Origin of the sequence: Mitsuaria chitosanitabida ATCC BAA-476 = NBRC 102408 (assembly GCF_001598255.1) — a bacterium.
Lineage (GTDB): Bacteria > Pseudomonadota > Gammaproteobacteria > Burkholderiales > Burkholderiaceae_C > Roseateles > Roseateles chitosanitabidus.
Window position 1 is genome coordinate 1 of record NZ_BCYP01000042.1, and the last position, 13,537, is coordinate 13,537.

9 protein-coding genes are annotated in these 13,537 nt (G+C 69.7%); 6 read left to right on the forward strand and 3 right to left on the reverse strand.

The window, feature by feature from the left end; genetic code table 11:
* Positions 1–410: 410 nt before the first annotated feature.
* The 5 genes from MCHT01_RS26950 to MCHT01_RS24400 all read left to right on the forward strand — a co-directional run bounded on the left by MCHT01_RS26950 (position 411) and on the right by MCHT01_RS24400 (position 8,309).
* Positions 411–584: a hypothetical protein gene (locus MCHT01_RS26950; RefSeq protein ID WP_169806204.1), complete on the forward strand. Its 174-nt coding sequence runs from the start codon at positions 411–413 to the stop codon at positions 582–584.
* Between the two features lie 846 nt (positions 585–1,430).
* Entirely contained in the window at positions 1,431–2,141 is a 711-nt protein-coding gene (locus MCHT01_RS25880; protein ID WP_245643639.1) for a helix-turn-helix domain-containing protein, read from the forward strand.
* A gap of 815 nt (positions 2,142–2,956) precedes the next feature.
* Positions 2,957–4,660: an Hsp70 family protein gene (locus MCHT01_RS24390; protein WP_067070066.1), complete on the forward strand. Its 1,704-nt coding sequence runs from the start codon at positions 2,957–2,959 to the stop codon at positions 4,658–4,660.
* 20 nt (positions 4,661–4,680) lie between these two features.
* On the forward strand, positions 4,681–6,453 hold the full coding sequence (locus MCHT01_RS24395; RefSeq protein WP_067070069.1) for a hypothetical protein: 1,773 nt from the start codon (positions 4,681–4,683) through the stop codon (positions 6,451–6,453).
* Entirely contained in the window at positions 6,450–8,309 is a 1,860-nt protein-coding gene (locus tag MCHT01_RS24400) for a hypothetical protein (RefSeq protein WP_067070073.1), read from the forward strand. Before MCHT01_RS24395 ends, MCHT01_RS24400 begins: the two co-directional genes overlap by 4 nt.
* Before the next feature lie 54 nt (positions 8,310–8,363).
* Here the strand turns inward: MCHT01_RS24400 and MCHT01_RS24405 are convergent, their stop codons facing one another.
* The 3 genes from MCHT01_RS24405 to MCHT01_RS27205 form a co-directional block, all read right to left on the reverse strand.
* Positions 8,364–9,236 carry a hypothetical protein gene (locus MCHT01_RS24405; protein ID WP_067070076.1) on the reverse strand — a complete coding sequence of 291 codons (873 nt, stop codon included), beginning with the start codon at positions 9,234–9,236 and terminating at the stop codon, positions 8,364–8,366.
* A gap of 173 nt (positions 9,237–9,409) precedes the next feature.
* Complete coding sequence (locus tag MCHT01_RS24410; RefSeq protein WP_067070079.1) at positions 9,410–11,599, reverse strand: phosphocholine-specific phospholipase C; 2,190 nt, start codon at positions 11,597–11,599, stop codon at positions 9,410–9,412.
* Between the two features lie 11 nt (positions 11,600–11,610).
* Positions 11,611–12,234: a PEP-CTERM sorting domain-containing protein gene (locus MCHT01_RS27205; protein ID WP_067070082.1), complete on the reverse strand. Its 624-nt coding sequence runs from the start codon at positions 12,232–12,234 to the stop codon at positions 11,611–11,613.
* A 427-nt stretch (positions 12,235–12,661) separates the two neighbouring features.
* On the opposite strand from MCHT01_RS27205, the gene MCHT01_RS24420 reads away from it, so the two are divergent.
* Complete coding sequence (locus MCHT01_RS24420; protein WP_148661705.1) at positions 12,662–13,147, forward strand: hypothetical protein; 486 nt, start codon at positions 12,662–12,664, stop codon at positions 13,145–13,147.
* The last annotated feature ends 390 nt before the right edge of the window (positions 13,148–13,537 follow it).

Here is a 13,537-nt window from a genome sequence, read left to right on the forward strand (position 1 = left end):
GGCAAGTCATTGATCTGGGTCAGAGCCTAGTTCAGAGATGAATGGTTCTCGACAACACTCAGGGCTCCGCCCCGAGACCCCTATTTCTGCTGCTTTCTGGGGGAGGGCGCCTGCGGCGCAGAACGGGCACAAACAGGGACCCCAGATTTCGAAATCCGTTCATCTCTGAACTTCGTTCGTTCATCTTTGAACTTTTGGGCGACCGCCCCAGCGGCGATTGCGCCGCTATCACGGGTGGTGGCGGTCAGACAGAAATGCTGCGGCAGGGGCGCGCCAGATCTGCGTCGGGCGCCAGCAGAAGCGCTTCGGATCTGCACGGCGCCACTCGGCCTGCGGCGAACTTTTGCTGCAAGAGGTGCGCTGGACAGAGTTGGTCCTTACTAGGCCAGATCCACCGCGCGACGCCTAGCGTGCTCCAGCTCATCGACGCCGGCACGGTGCCGGTGCTCGACCTGGCGCAGTTGGACCAGGCTGGCGCCGAGGTAGGCTTGCAGCTGCTGGCCAGCGAGGTCCAGCGCGATCGCGGGCACGAGCAGGGCCCTTTGCCCAGCCAGTGCAGATCCGTACGCCTGGAGGGCCGCTGAAGCGGCCGGAGCACACTCGACCAAGCCGAGGCCTGCTCAGACCCACCGCGAACCACCTGGCGTGCTTCATCGCATCGGTGGCCTGGCATAAAAGTTCAGAGATGAACGGTTGCCGGGTTCAAAGATCAATGAGTACGAATCCGCCAAGTGGTTGATCTGCAGCTTCTGGGAGCGGTCGCCTGTTCAGAGATGAATGGTTCCCGGAAGACGCGACGGCGATAGCCTTGTGGCGCTTCGTGAAGCCGCGTGGAGGGCTGTTCGCGAACCATGACGAGGCTTCTGCGTTGGGCGCCAGCAGAAGCGCTTCGGAGTTGCATGGCGCCACTCGGCCTGCGGCGAACTTTCGCTGCAAGAGGTGCGCTGGGCAGAGTTGGTCCTGACCAGGGCGTGGCCTGGCCAGATCCACCGCGCCGCCTAGCGTGCTCCAGCTCATCGACGCTGGCACGGTGCCGGCGCCTCTGCTCGACCTGGCGCAGCTGGACGAGGCTCTCGCCGAGGCAGGCTTGCAGGTGCTGGCCTGCGACGTCCAGCGCGATCGCAGGCACGAGTTGGGCCCTTCGCCCAGCAGTGCAGATCCGTACCCCTGGAGGGCCGCTGAAGCGGCCGGAGCGCCCTCGACCAAGCTTAGCTCGGAACCTTGGGGCGGCCCCGGTGGGCGCCTGCCGGTCCCTCCAGCCGCCTTCGGTCGGCGGAGTGGGGGAGGGCGACCAACATTGCTAGGCCTGCGAGAGCCATGCCTCTGGCGGGCCTTGGCTACGCGACAATGGAGGTATGTCAGCTAGCCGAACTTCCCCTTCCGGTCCTCACAGGGCTTCATCTGGTCAGCTGAGCAAGCGGGAGACTGCGTTGGAAGAGGTCCGCCGACTTCTCGCGTCGGCGCGTCTATTGATGGCTGAGTACGGTCTCTCCGAAGCCGATTTGAAGGTCGAGAGAAGCGCCCCTGACGCTGTGCAATCGCGAGGCTACAAGTTGCCTGCTGAGTTGCGAAAACAGATCTTGGATTCGGCGCCGGGCAGTGGCGCTGGTTCTTCAAAGCGCGCGCTCGTCCCGGGCGTCGACGCAACGGGGGCGCAAGGGGCAGGTGACGCTCCGCAATCGCGAAGCTACGAGCTGCCTGTGGAGTTGCGAACGCAGATCTTGGATGCGGCGCCGGGCAGTGGCGCTGGTTCTTCAAAGAACTCTCTCGTCCCGAGCGTCGAAGCAACGGGGGCGCAAAGGGCAGATGACGCTGCGCAATCGCCAAGCTACGAGTTGCCTGTTTTTTTGCAAAAGCAGATCTTGGATGCGGCGCCGGGCGGTGGCGCTGGTTCTTCAAAGAACGCTCTCGCCCCGACCGTCGACGCAACGGGGTCGCAAGGGGCAGACTGGCAATCGCGGTGTAGGGCGGTTAGAGCTGACTTTGAAGCGCGCGGGGTGGTGGTCGCCGATTGGGCGCTGGCGAATGGTTTTCAACCGAACGCTGTCTACCAAGTGCTGGGCGGCTACGTCCAGGCCATGCGGGGCAATGGCCACCGTATCGCTGTAGCGCTGGGCATCAAGCCACAGCCTCCCAAGTAGTCTGCGTCGGGCAGACCCGCGCAGGAGGGCCCGTCTGAGGCCTCTATGTCTTTGACGCACTCGAACCCGCCAAGCGCGTTGGCCCATGACGCGGTTCGATTACCGCTTTCGGTGCTGAAGGCATTCGGCCTTCCGGTGTCGGACCGAACAATCCGCGCGGAGGAGTTCGAGCGCGGACTTCGTACTGAGCAACCCGGTGTGGTGATCCGTCACAGCAGGTCGAAGCCGCGCAAGTGAGCGTGCGCGCCGAGGCCACAGCCGCCCACCCCGCGCTGCCGGCCCCTTGCACCGGCCGCGTGTCAGCAACTCGGATGCTCGACTTGGAGCAGCTGGACCAGGTGCCGAGGTTTGGCTGCAGTTGCTGGCCAGCGATGTCCAGCGCGATCGTGGGCACGAGCTAGGCTCTTGGCGCCAGCCAGCGCGGGTCTGTACGCGTGACGTTCCGCTGTAGCGTGCCGGAGCACACTCGACCAAGCCGAGGCCTGCTCAGACCCACCGCGAACCACCTGGCGTGCTTCATCGCATCGGTGGCCAGGCATAAATGTTCAGAGATGAAGCAGCAAAACCCGTAAAAGTTCAGAGATGAACGGGTACGGGGTTCAAAGATGAATGAGCACGAATCCGCCAAGTGGTTGATCTGCAGCTGCTGCGAGCGAAAGTCAGTTCAGGGATAAATGGTTCTCGGCAGCGGCACACCACCCCATGCGGGTGTGACCGAGTGCCCGACCGGGGTGCCGCTGCTATCCTCGCCCGGCCCTTTTCCGCGCCCGGCGCCACGCCCGGCGCGCCCCTCACGACCTGACCCTCCGCAGCCCATGATCGTCGGCATCGACCTCGGCACGACCAACAGCCTCATCGCCGTCTTCCGCGACGGCCGCCCGCAGCTGATCCCCAATGCGCTGGGCGACTTCTCCACCCCGTCGGCCGTGGCGCTCGACGAGACCGGCAAGCTGATCGTCGGCCTGGCCGCCCGGGAGCGGGCCGCCACCGATCCGGGCCGCAGCGCGCAGGCCTTCAAGCGCTGGATGGGATCGGATCGCACGGTGACCCTGGGCGACCGCAAGTTCCGCGCGGAGGAGCTCTCCGCGCTGGTCCTGCAGTGGCTGAAGGCGGACGCCGAGGCCTTCCTGGGCGAGCCGGTCACCGAGGCGGTCATCACCGTCCCCGCCTACTTCAACGAGGCGCAGCGCCGCGCGACCCGCACCGCGGGCGAGCTGGCCGGGCTCAAGGTCGAGCGCCTGCTCAACGAGCCCACCGCCGCCGGCCTGGCCTACGGCCTGCAGGACCGGCCCGACAACAGCACCTTCCTGGTCTTCGACCTCGGCGGGGGCACCTTCGACGTGTCGGTGCTCGAGTACTTCGACGGCGTCGTCGAGGTGCGCGCCAGCGCCGGCGACACGCGCCTGGGCGGCGAGGACTTCGCGCACGCCGCGGGCAAGCTCTTCCTGGAGCGCTGCACCGGCCTCTCCCCGGCCGAGCGCGAGCGCCTGCTCCAGGACCCCACCCTGTGGTGGCGCGCCGCCGAGCAGGCCAAGCGTGACCTCAGCGAGCGCGATCAGACGGTGATGGGCCTGATGCTGGACGGCCGCCGGCTGGAACTGGAACTCACCCGCGCCGATCTCGAGACCGCCACCGCCGAGCTGCTGCAGCGTCTGCGCCGCCCGATCGAGCGCGCGCTGCAGGACGCGCAGCTCTCGCCGACGGCGCTGGACGAGGTCGTGCTGGTGGGCGGCGCGACGCGCATGCCCATGATCCGGCAGCTGATCACGCGGCTGTTCCAGCGCCTGCCGCTGCGCACCATCGATCCCGACCAGGCCATCGCGCAAGGCGCGGCCGTGCAGGCCGGCCTGAAGGCCCGCGACGCGGCGCTGGAGGAAGTCGTCCTGACGGACGTGATGCCCTTCTCGCTGGGCGTGATCAGCTCGCAGCAGATCGGCCAGCAGCGCGTGGGCGACCGCTTCAGTCCCATCATCGAGCGCAACACGCCGGTGCCGGTCTCGCGCATGAACCGCTACGTGACGGTCAGCGACAACCAGTCCCATGTCGAGCTGGACATCCGCCAGGGCGAGTCCCCGGTGGGCAGCGACAACCTGCACCTGGGCAAGCTCGAGATCGAGTTGCCGCCGCTGCCCGCAGGCCAGGCCGAGGTCGAGGTGCGCTTCACCTACGACGCCAACGGTCTGCTGGAGGTGGACGTGCGGGACGTGCAGCGGGGGCGCACCGCCAGCACGCTGATCCGCAACACGGCCACCGAGATGAGCGAGGCGCAGATCGAGCAGGCCCTCGCGCGGCTGCGCATGCTCAAGCGCCATCCGCGCGACGAGGAGGAGAACCGCTACCTCATCGAGCGCGCCAAACGGCTCTACGAGGATCGCTTGGGCGCGGAGCGCGAGGCGATCCAGCACTGGCTGTCGCAGTTCGAGCAGGTGCTGGATACCCAGGACGGCCGCGCGATCCGCCAGGCCCGCGTGCAGATGCGCGAGGCGCTGGACAGCGTCGACGGCGGCTTCCGCTTCTGATCGGGGCGCGGAGCACGGCGATGGACGACGACGGCACCGACGACTGGATGGACGACTGGCGCGCCGACTGCGCGCGCGTCGGCCTGGCCGCACCCAGCACGGACCTGGCGGCGATCAAGCGCGCCTACGCGAAGACGCTGCGCGTCACGCGGCCCGATGACGACGCCCAGGCCTATCAGGCCCTGCGCGAGGCCTATGACCGCGTGGTGGCCCATGCCCGCGGCGAGCAGGCGCGCCAGGCCGCGGTCGCTACCGCGGCGGCGGGAGCAGACGTCGAGGTCGAAGTCGCGACCGAGGTCGCGGTCGAAATGCCAGACACCAGGCGCGTGTCGACCCCGGCGCCTGAGGCGCCGGCAACATCCTGGGCTTGTCGAGCTTCCGAGGCCCCCGCGGCGTCCGCCGCCGACGTGCCCCGCGCGCACCACGAGGACGACGCGACCGACGACGCGCCTCGCTACTCGCCCGAGGCACTCGTCGCCTGGGTCGAGGCGCAGGTGCTCGCCGGCGAGCAGGCCCAGGTCGCGTTGTTGCCGCCGTTGCGCCTGGCGTTGCAGCGGCTACCGCTGTCGAGCATGCCCGAGGCCTCGGTGCGCTTCGCCGATCTGCTGATCCGCGTCCGGCCGGTGGCATCTCCGGCGCTGGTCCAGTTGCTGGTGCAACAGTTCGGATGGGTCGGCGACTTCCGGGCCGAACGGCTGCTGGGCTCGTACCGGATGCATCTGCTGCAAGAGCGGCTCGCCCGGGAACCCGTCACGGACCCCGCGCTGCTGCGCGAGTACGGTGTGCTGAGCCGCCTGCAGCGTCTGCGCATGTCCCGGCAGTCGCTGTCGCGCTGGCGCGCGGGCCTGGCCGTGCTGTTGATGGGGCACACGCTGCTCGTACAGCTGGGCCGCGCGGGCGATCCGCTGCTGCGGCGACTGGGCATCGACGCGGTCGGTGACCGGCTGATGCGCGACACGGCGCGTCTGGCGATCGCCGTCCACCTGGCACTGATGACGCTGCTGGTGCTGGTGCTGATGCTGCTGGGTGGGGTCGAGACGGACCGCGCACTGAACGGCACCTGGCTGATCGCCCTGACCGCCGTCGCCTTCCCGGCCGGCTGCTGGCTCCTGCAGATGGGACTGGGCTTCGTTTGGGGCCTCTGCGGGATCTCGCCCCTCAAGCGGCTGGACGGGCCGAGGTGGCAGCGCATCGCGCCCTGGCTGGGCACGGCCACGCTGATCGCCGCGGGCGTGCTCGCGACGCAACCGGGCATGGACAAGGGCGACGCGCCCGACTGGGTCGTGATCCTCGGCCTCCTCGGACTGGTGCTGTCGATCTCGCAGCTGGCGATGTTTGTCTCGGCGCTGATGCTGTCGGTGGCCGTGTTGATCCCGCTGCTGCCGACGCCCTCGCCGCTGTGGATCGGTGGCGTCCTCGCCTGGACCACCGCCGGCATGACCGCGCTGCGTCAGGGCCTTTACCGGCCCGACGACGAGCCCGTCACCCGCGCCCATCCGACCTGGCCGCGCGGCGGTCCGCTGGCGCTGGTCCCGCTGTGCACGGTCGGCTTGCCGATGCTGCTGGGCTGGCTGGCGGTGCGCTGCGGATTGCGGCTGGTCATCGGCGGTTTCATGATCGCCGGCGCGGCGCTCGTCGTCCTGCACGACAACGCGCTGCCGCTGGGACTGGCGACACCGGTGCCGCTGATCGGCATGGCGCTGCTCCTCGCGGCGCAGCGCGTCGGTTGGCGCTGGGGCCAGCGGGTGGTGGCGCGGGCGCCCGATCACGCGCACGACGGAGACGCGGCATGAGCGCGGACCTCGAGGATCACGATCCGTCGACGGCGGCCTGGCGCGAGGACTGCGCCCGCATCGGCCTGGCCGAGCCCAGCGTCGACCTCACCGAGATCAAGCGCGCCTACGCGAGGACGCTGCGAGTCACGAGGCCCGACGACGACGCCCAGGCCTATCAGGAACTGCGAGAGGCCTACGACCGCTTGCAACTGCACGCTCGCCGGATCCAGGCGAGCGCCCAGCGCGTCGAGCTCGCGCCGGCCACGGACCAGCCCGGCGCCGATCGAGCCGAGACGGCAATCGGCGAAGGCCCGGCGCCGTGCGAGCAGCGCGGCGCGGACCACGGCAGCGGCTCGCGCATCGATGCGCGGGATCTCCCCTTCGTTGGCATGCCGGACCTGCGCAAGGAGGTCGACACGCCACCGCCGCGGGCGGATGCGCCGATGGCCACGCCGATCGGCGAGCCCGATGCCGAACCGGCGCGCGATCCGGACGCCGAGGCCCTCTCCGATTGGCGGACGCCGGAGGAGCTCTGCCATTGGCTGTTCCAGTTGCGTCGTGACGGCCAGGCCGGCCTGCGCACCGCGATGCCGGCGCTGCGCGAGGCGCTCGCCGCGATGCCGCTGACCGCGCAGTCGCGGGCCTCGGTGTGCTTCGCCCACCTGCTGCTGGACACCAACGCCGAGTTCCCCATCGTGCTGGTCCAGCTGCTGCGTCAGACCTTCGACTGGGAGAACGATTTCCGCGTCGAGCGCCTGCTCGGCCGCGAGCGCGGGGCCGCCCTGCGCGCGCTGCTCAGCGTGCTTCCGCCCCCGGTGAGCGACCCCGCGCTGATCCGCCGCTTCGGGCCGACCGCGGGCACCGCGCTGCTGGCGGGTTCGCCGCGCGCCGGCGACCAGCGACTGGCGGTGCTGATCGCGCTGCTGATGGGCCGCTCGCTCGACCGCGACATCCACCTCGCCGGCTGGCGCGTGCTCAATGGCCTGGGCGCCGCGAAGTCGGACCTCGCCGCCGCGCGCGCACCGCTGCGACTCTTCGCTCCCACCGCCTACCTGCTGTTGCTGGGCCTGGCGATGTTCGGGCTGATGCGACTTCACGACGTGGACATGGCCACCACCGGCAAGCTCGTGTTCAGCGGCGGCTTCGGCCTGCTGATGACGCTGTGGCTCTACCTGATCGGTCTGGGCGTGCTCGAGCGCCTGCGGACCTGGCTGGGGGCGACCGCCCTCGGCGCCTGGCGGCCGCCCGGCTGGACGGCGTTCTGGCCCTGGGCTGGCGTCGCGCTGATCGCCGCGTCCGGCTGGATCGGCCACGGCACGCCGCTCACGCCCGGCATGCCGCTGGCGGCCAGCCTGGCACTGGTGGCCGGGCTGCTGCTGGCGCTGCCGACGGAGTCGCAGGCCAGCACCACGCTGGCGCTCATGTTCTGCTACCTCGCGTCGACCTGGCTGGCCATCGACGTTCGTGTGATGGGCGTGCTCGGCGCGTGGCTGATCAGCGGCGAGCTGGTCCTGCGGCTGGGCTTCTACGACCCCACGCGAGCGGACGATCCGTCCCGCCCGTTCGCCTCCGCCCCGCCGTCCATCGCGGCCGTCCCGCTGCTCTGCACCGTGGGGCTGCCGCTGCTGATGAGCTGGCTGTCCCGCGCGTCCGGGCCCCTGCTCACCATCGGCGCGATGCTGCTCGCCAGCGTGCCGGTGATCAGCGCGCTCAGCGACGGCGGGCAGCACAGCGCGCTGACGGTCAACTGGCCGACGCGCGTGGCGACGTCGATGGGATGGCTGTACGCGTCGCTGATCGCGCTGCTGCTGATCCAGGCCGCGGCCCGCGGGCTGGGCCGCCGGCTCGCGCTGCGCGGCTTGCGCGGCGCTTGAGGAAGCCCCGCGCCCCGGCGCCTGGTCCCGTCGGTGCGCTTCGTCGGCACCGCCTCACGGGACGACCTGCCATCCCGACGACGACCAGCGCAGCAGCACGTCCGACAGCGGATTGGGCGACTTGCCCATCACCTCGCGCACCTGGGCGCGCAGCGCGTCGATCGCCGTCGGCGAGTCCTCGCCGATGTAGAGCACCGTGCCGTTGTCCGGCGCCGCCACGATCAGCACGCCGTGCTGCGCGTCGGCCAGCGGCTTCCAGTCGTCGATGAAGATGAGCCGGCTGGGTTGCGGCACCGTGCCGTCGATGCGGCCCACCTCGCCGGACGGCGCGGGCTTGGCCGTCTGCAGCACCTGCGGCAGCGCGTTGTAGGTGTTCTTGCGCGCCTCCTCGCGGGCCTGGTCCACCGACAGGTTCAGCGTCTTGTAGTCCTTCTCGCTGATCAGCCGCGTGGCGCGCGTGGTGTCGAAGACGGGCACCGTCACCAGCGGTCCGACGAAGGGCCGCGGCCGGTAGGTGGTCGCGTCGCCGCGGTTGTCGCGCTGCGCCTGCTGCACCGACGCGGCCGTGCGCACCGCCAGCCGCAGGGACTCGCGCGTGGCCGGAATGGTGGACGCGCGGAATTGCTCCGCCGTCGTCTTCACGAAGACGTTGACGTCGTCGGCGCAGTTGCCGCGGTTGGACTCGCAGCCCGCATAGAGCTTGTCCAGCTTCGTGCGCTGGGCCGCGATGCCCAGCACCAGCGGCTCGCGCACGGCCACGGTCTCGCCGCCGAGCTGCTGGCGCAGCAGCGAGGCGACGTACTCGGTGAAGCCGCTGGCGTCGTGCGGCACGCCGCCGACCTGCGCGAACGCAGGCGCGCCCAAGGCGCAGGACAACGCGGCCGCCGCGGCCAGGGAGGAAGCGGATCGAATGCGCAGGACCGGCATGAGGACCTCCGGGTGTTCATGGGGAGGTCCGCATCAGGCAAGCGGCGATCCCGGCCTTCGCTGGGCGTACGACAACGCCGACGGCGGCCCCGCGCGATCGCTCGCGCGCGGGCCGCCGTCGGCCGGGGCCGATCCTCGACGGATCGGGCGTCAGCGGGCGCTCAGCCCGCCGCTCAGCCTTGCACGCGGAACTGGTCCGCCACCGCCAGGCCTTCCATCGCCGGATCGCTGATGGACGGCGCGCCGGTCTCCACGTGGCCGGCGAAGCGGCGCAGGAAGTCGGTCTGGCCGGTCACCCGCACCGACACGTCGTACCAGAAGGCGCTGGCAGCGATCGACAGACGCAGCTCGCTGCGGCTGCGCGCCGGGACGCTCACCACCGTCGGCGCGGTGCTCTGGTACTTGTTGTGCGCGACGCTGAAGCTCGCCGCCACCGGGCCGGTGTTGACCAGGGTCAGCAGCAGCTCGCCGGTGGCCGGGCTGGCCTTGACGATCACGTCCGGGTTGGGCTGGCCGGCCGCCGCGACGCGTCGCGCGTTGCCGGCGAAGTGGCGGTGGAAGCCGTTGGGGCCCAGCACCCACAGGTCGTAGGCGCCGGTGGCCGTCGGCGCGAAGCTGCCGGTGATGGACTTGCCGGCCTCGACCGTGTAGCGGCGCGGGATGTCGCCCAGGCGCAGGCGGTCATAGACGTGGAACACCGCCGCGGCCGCACCGGTGTTCTGGAAGCTCAGCGCCACCGCGGTCGCGTTGGGACCGGCGCCGGCGGCCAGCGCGGCCGTCGCCTGCAGGTCGTAGGGCAGCGCGCGGGCCGGGCGCACGCCCGTGTTCTGCGACGGCAGCTGCAGCGTGGTCGGCGCGGTCGGCGTGGTCGTGCCGGGCAGCGCGCGCGCCTTGTTGGCCAGGGCCACCGTGGCGGGCAGCTTGGAGAAGAACTCGCTGTCCTCGGGGTCGGCGAAGTTGAAGCACGAGGTCAGGTCGCCCGCGACCGCGCGGCGCCAGGCGCTGATGTTCGGTTCCATGATGCCGAAGCGGGCCTCGATGAAACGCAGCACCGAGGTGTGGTCCGCGACCTGCGAGTTCACCCAGCCGCCCTTGCTCCACGGCGAGACGACGTACATCGGCACGCGCGGGCCCATACCGTAGGGGCGGTGCAGGTAGGTGGCCGAGGCGCCGTTGAGGATCTCGCAGTGCTCGCCGGTGAAGTCCACCGTCGAGGCGCCGGCCATCACGGCCTGCGCCGGGTCGGCGTTCCAGCTCACGTAGGACGGCGCGGCCGGCGGCGGCATGTGGTCGAAGAAGCCGTCGTTCTCGTCGAAGTTGATGAACAGGACGGTCTTGCTCCACACGTCCGGGTTGGACGTCAGCGCGTCCAGCACCTTCGAGGTGTAGTCCGCGCCCTGCGCCGGGCTGGACGGTCCGGGATGCTCGGAGCCCTCGGCGGTGGCGACGATCCAGGACACGGCCGGCAGGCGGTTGTTGAGCACGTCGTCGCGCAGCAGGTCCAGGTCGCGCGTCGAGACGCCGCGGTCCTTCAGCGCCTGCGAGAAGCCGGCGCGGCCGTACCAGGCGTCGCGGAACACCTTGAACCCGGCCAGCGGGTTGTCGGTGAAGTTGTCGCCCATGTTCTCGTAGACCTGCCAGCTGATGCCGGCGGCCTGCAGGCGCTCCGGATAGGTGGTCCAGGTGTAGTCGGTGGCCGGATTCGCGTTGAAGGAATCGTGGCTGTTGTCGGTCGACGGGCCGTTGCCCTTGCGCAGCGGATCGTTGGTGCCGGTCCAGATGAACAGGCGGTTGGTGTTGGTGCCGGTCTGCGTGGCGCAGTGGTAGGCGTCGCAGAGCGTGAACGCGTTGGCCAGGGCGAACTGGAAGGGCAGGTCCTGCTCCTTGAAGTGGCCCATCGAATGGTTCTGCTTGGCCTTGGGCCAGTTGTTCATGCGGCCGTGATCCCAGGCGGCCTGGGCGTCGGTCCACGAGTGCGGCGTGCCCGTCACGCGCATGAAGGCGAAGTTCTGCGCGGTGTTCAGGTGGAAGGGCGCGATCGCGCCGGGCGCGGCGTTGTTGACCGTGGGCTGGACCCAGACGTTGCGGGACTTGACGTTGGTCGAGTCGGCCACCGGCGCCGGGAACGGATCGCCGAAGCCGCGCACGCCGTTCATCGTGCCGAAGTAGTGGTCGAAGGAGCGGTTCTCCTGGGTCAGGATGACGATGTGCTCGACGTCCTGGATGGTGCCGGTGCGCACGGCGGCCTTGATGGACAGCGCGCGGGCGATGGCCGGCGGGAAGGTGGTCAGGGCGGCGGTGGCGCCGGCGGCCGTGGCGACGGCGCGGAGGAACTGGCGGCGGGGCGGATGCTGCTGCGTCATGGCGGTTCTCCTCAGGCGGCGATGGCGGTGGAAGCGGAGGCGCCGGCCTTGCGGCGGCGCACGATCAGCGCGGCGAAGGCCAGGCCGCCCAGGGCGAGCGCGCCGGAGGCCGGCTCGGGCACGGCGGCGCTGAAGGTCAGGTCGTCCATGACGAAGAAGGCCGGATCGCTGCTGCGGAAGACGATGCGGTCGACCAGGCCGGCGTAGCCGCTGTTCAGGAAGGTGGGCGTGTCGCTCAGGCCCAGGGTCAGGGTCGAGGCGACCAGGCTGCCCGCGAAGTACATGTCGACAGCGACGTTCACGCCCTGGAAGCCGGCGAACCAGGCGCCCTGGAAGGTGCTGGGGCTCAGGAAGCCGATGGCGCTGGTGGCGCTGGAGCCGTCGAAGCCCAGGGTGGCGCGACGGTCGCCGGAGTGGGCGGTGTAGGGCGACTGCTCGCCGGCGAACTGGAACCAGGAGCTGGCGGACCAGTCCAGGCCGGCGTAGTTCGCGGGCAGCGTGCCGTCGTCCTTCAGGTCGTCGAAGGTGACGACGGTGGCGGAAGCGAAGGGCGCGGCCAGGGCCAGCGTGAGCGGGAACAGGACGGCGCCGGCCAGACGGGCCAGGCGGGCGGGGCGAGCGATGAGCTTGCGCATGGGAGTCTCCAGAGGATCTGCGGGAGGGGCGTTCACGCGCGGGGTCAGGTCTTGCCTGAGCGGGTGAACGTGGAACGCGGCGGATCGTCGGAGGACGGGGTGACACTCCGGTGAACGCTCGGTGTCAAGGGTGGGGACCTACCTTCATCTGAGGGGGAAGGTCGCCGGAAGCCGGGGCGCGTCGTCAAACCGACGCGGGAGCGTCATGTAACGCTGGATGTGGCGAGGGTGGTGACGGATGTGACGAGACGATTCGGCGGGCCGCCGTCGCTGCAGCCGCAATGACCTTGATCAGTCTCTGCAGGGGGACTGACCTCCCTGAATCAGCACCCCCATCAAGACCGCATTTCGGAGGAGATACAGACGGCCGTTCGTTGCCGAGACTCTGCGGGTCGGGCCGTGGGGTCCGGTCAACAAGGAACACACCATGCATGCAGAGATCGATCCGCACCGGGCGGGACGGACTGGGATGAATGTCGCCGACCGTCAGCACGAGCCGCTGGATGCGGCGTCCTTTGAGGAACTGCTCCTCAACCTCCAGCATCCACATCTGGCATTTGGCGACGCCGCCGATGCGGACCTTGTCGCCAGGTGCGAGATGGCCGATTGGCAGGCTTGTGCTGAGGCGATGAGAAGGGTGCTGCGGCGCAGCGGGCTTTCAGCCGAGCACGCGTTGAAGTTGCTGAAGCTGGCGGGGGACTTCACCCGTCTTCATCACATCCGTCTGCAGGGTGCTCCATGGCTGTGCACGTTCGAGATGGACGATGACTTCTGGATCCGCTACGACGTCCACACCTGTCTGGACTACGACCATGTGACCATCTGGGACAACCGGTTCGACGACCTCCTCACAAAGCACCAGCTCAATCGAGAGCGCTTCTTCCTGCGCTTTCTGGACGGCGGCCCGCGCTGAGCGGCTTGCAGGCATTCGCGCCGGAGGGTTCATGTTCCACCAATCTCACGACTGGCTTCGGCTCGCCCGGGAGCTCGGGCAGCGCCCCGACGAGACCGCTCAGCGGTCAGCCATCAGCCGCGCGTATTACGCGGCCTATCACTGCTGCCTGACCTGGGAGCGGCTGCTTCCCGCCCCAGGCGTGGACGGAGGATTGCCAAGCGTCCATTCGGCGCTCATCGCGCGGCTGGAACATCCTCACCGAGCTTGCAGTCGCATCGAGGCAGCGCGCTCCAGGACGCTGGGAAAGTTGCTGCGTGCGCAGCGGACACGAAGAGCGACAGCGGACTATCAGTGGGACAAACCGATATCGACCGATCTGGTCGACAAGCAGTTGCGGGCGGCGACTCT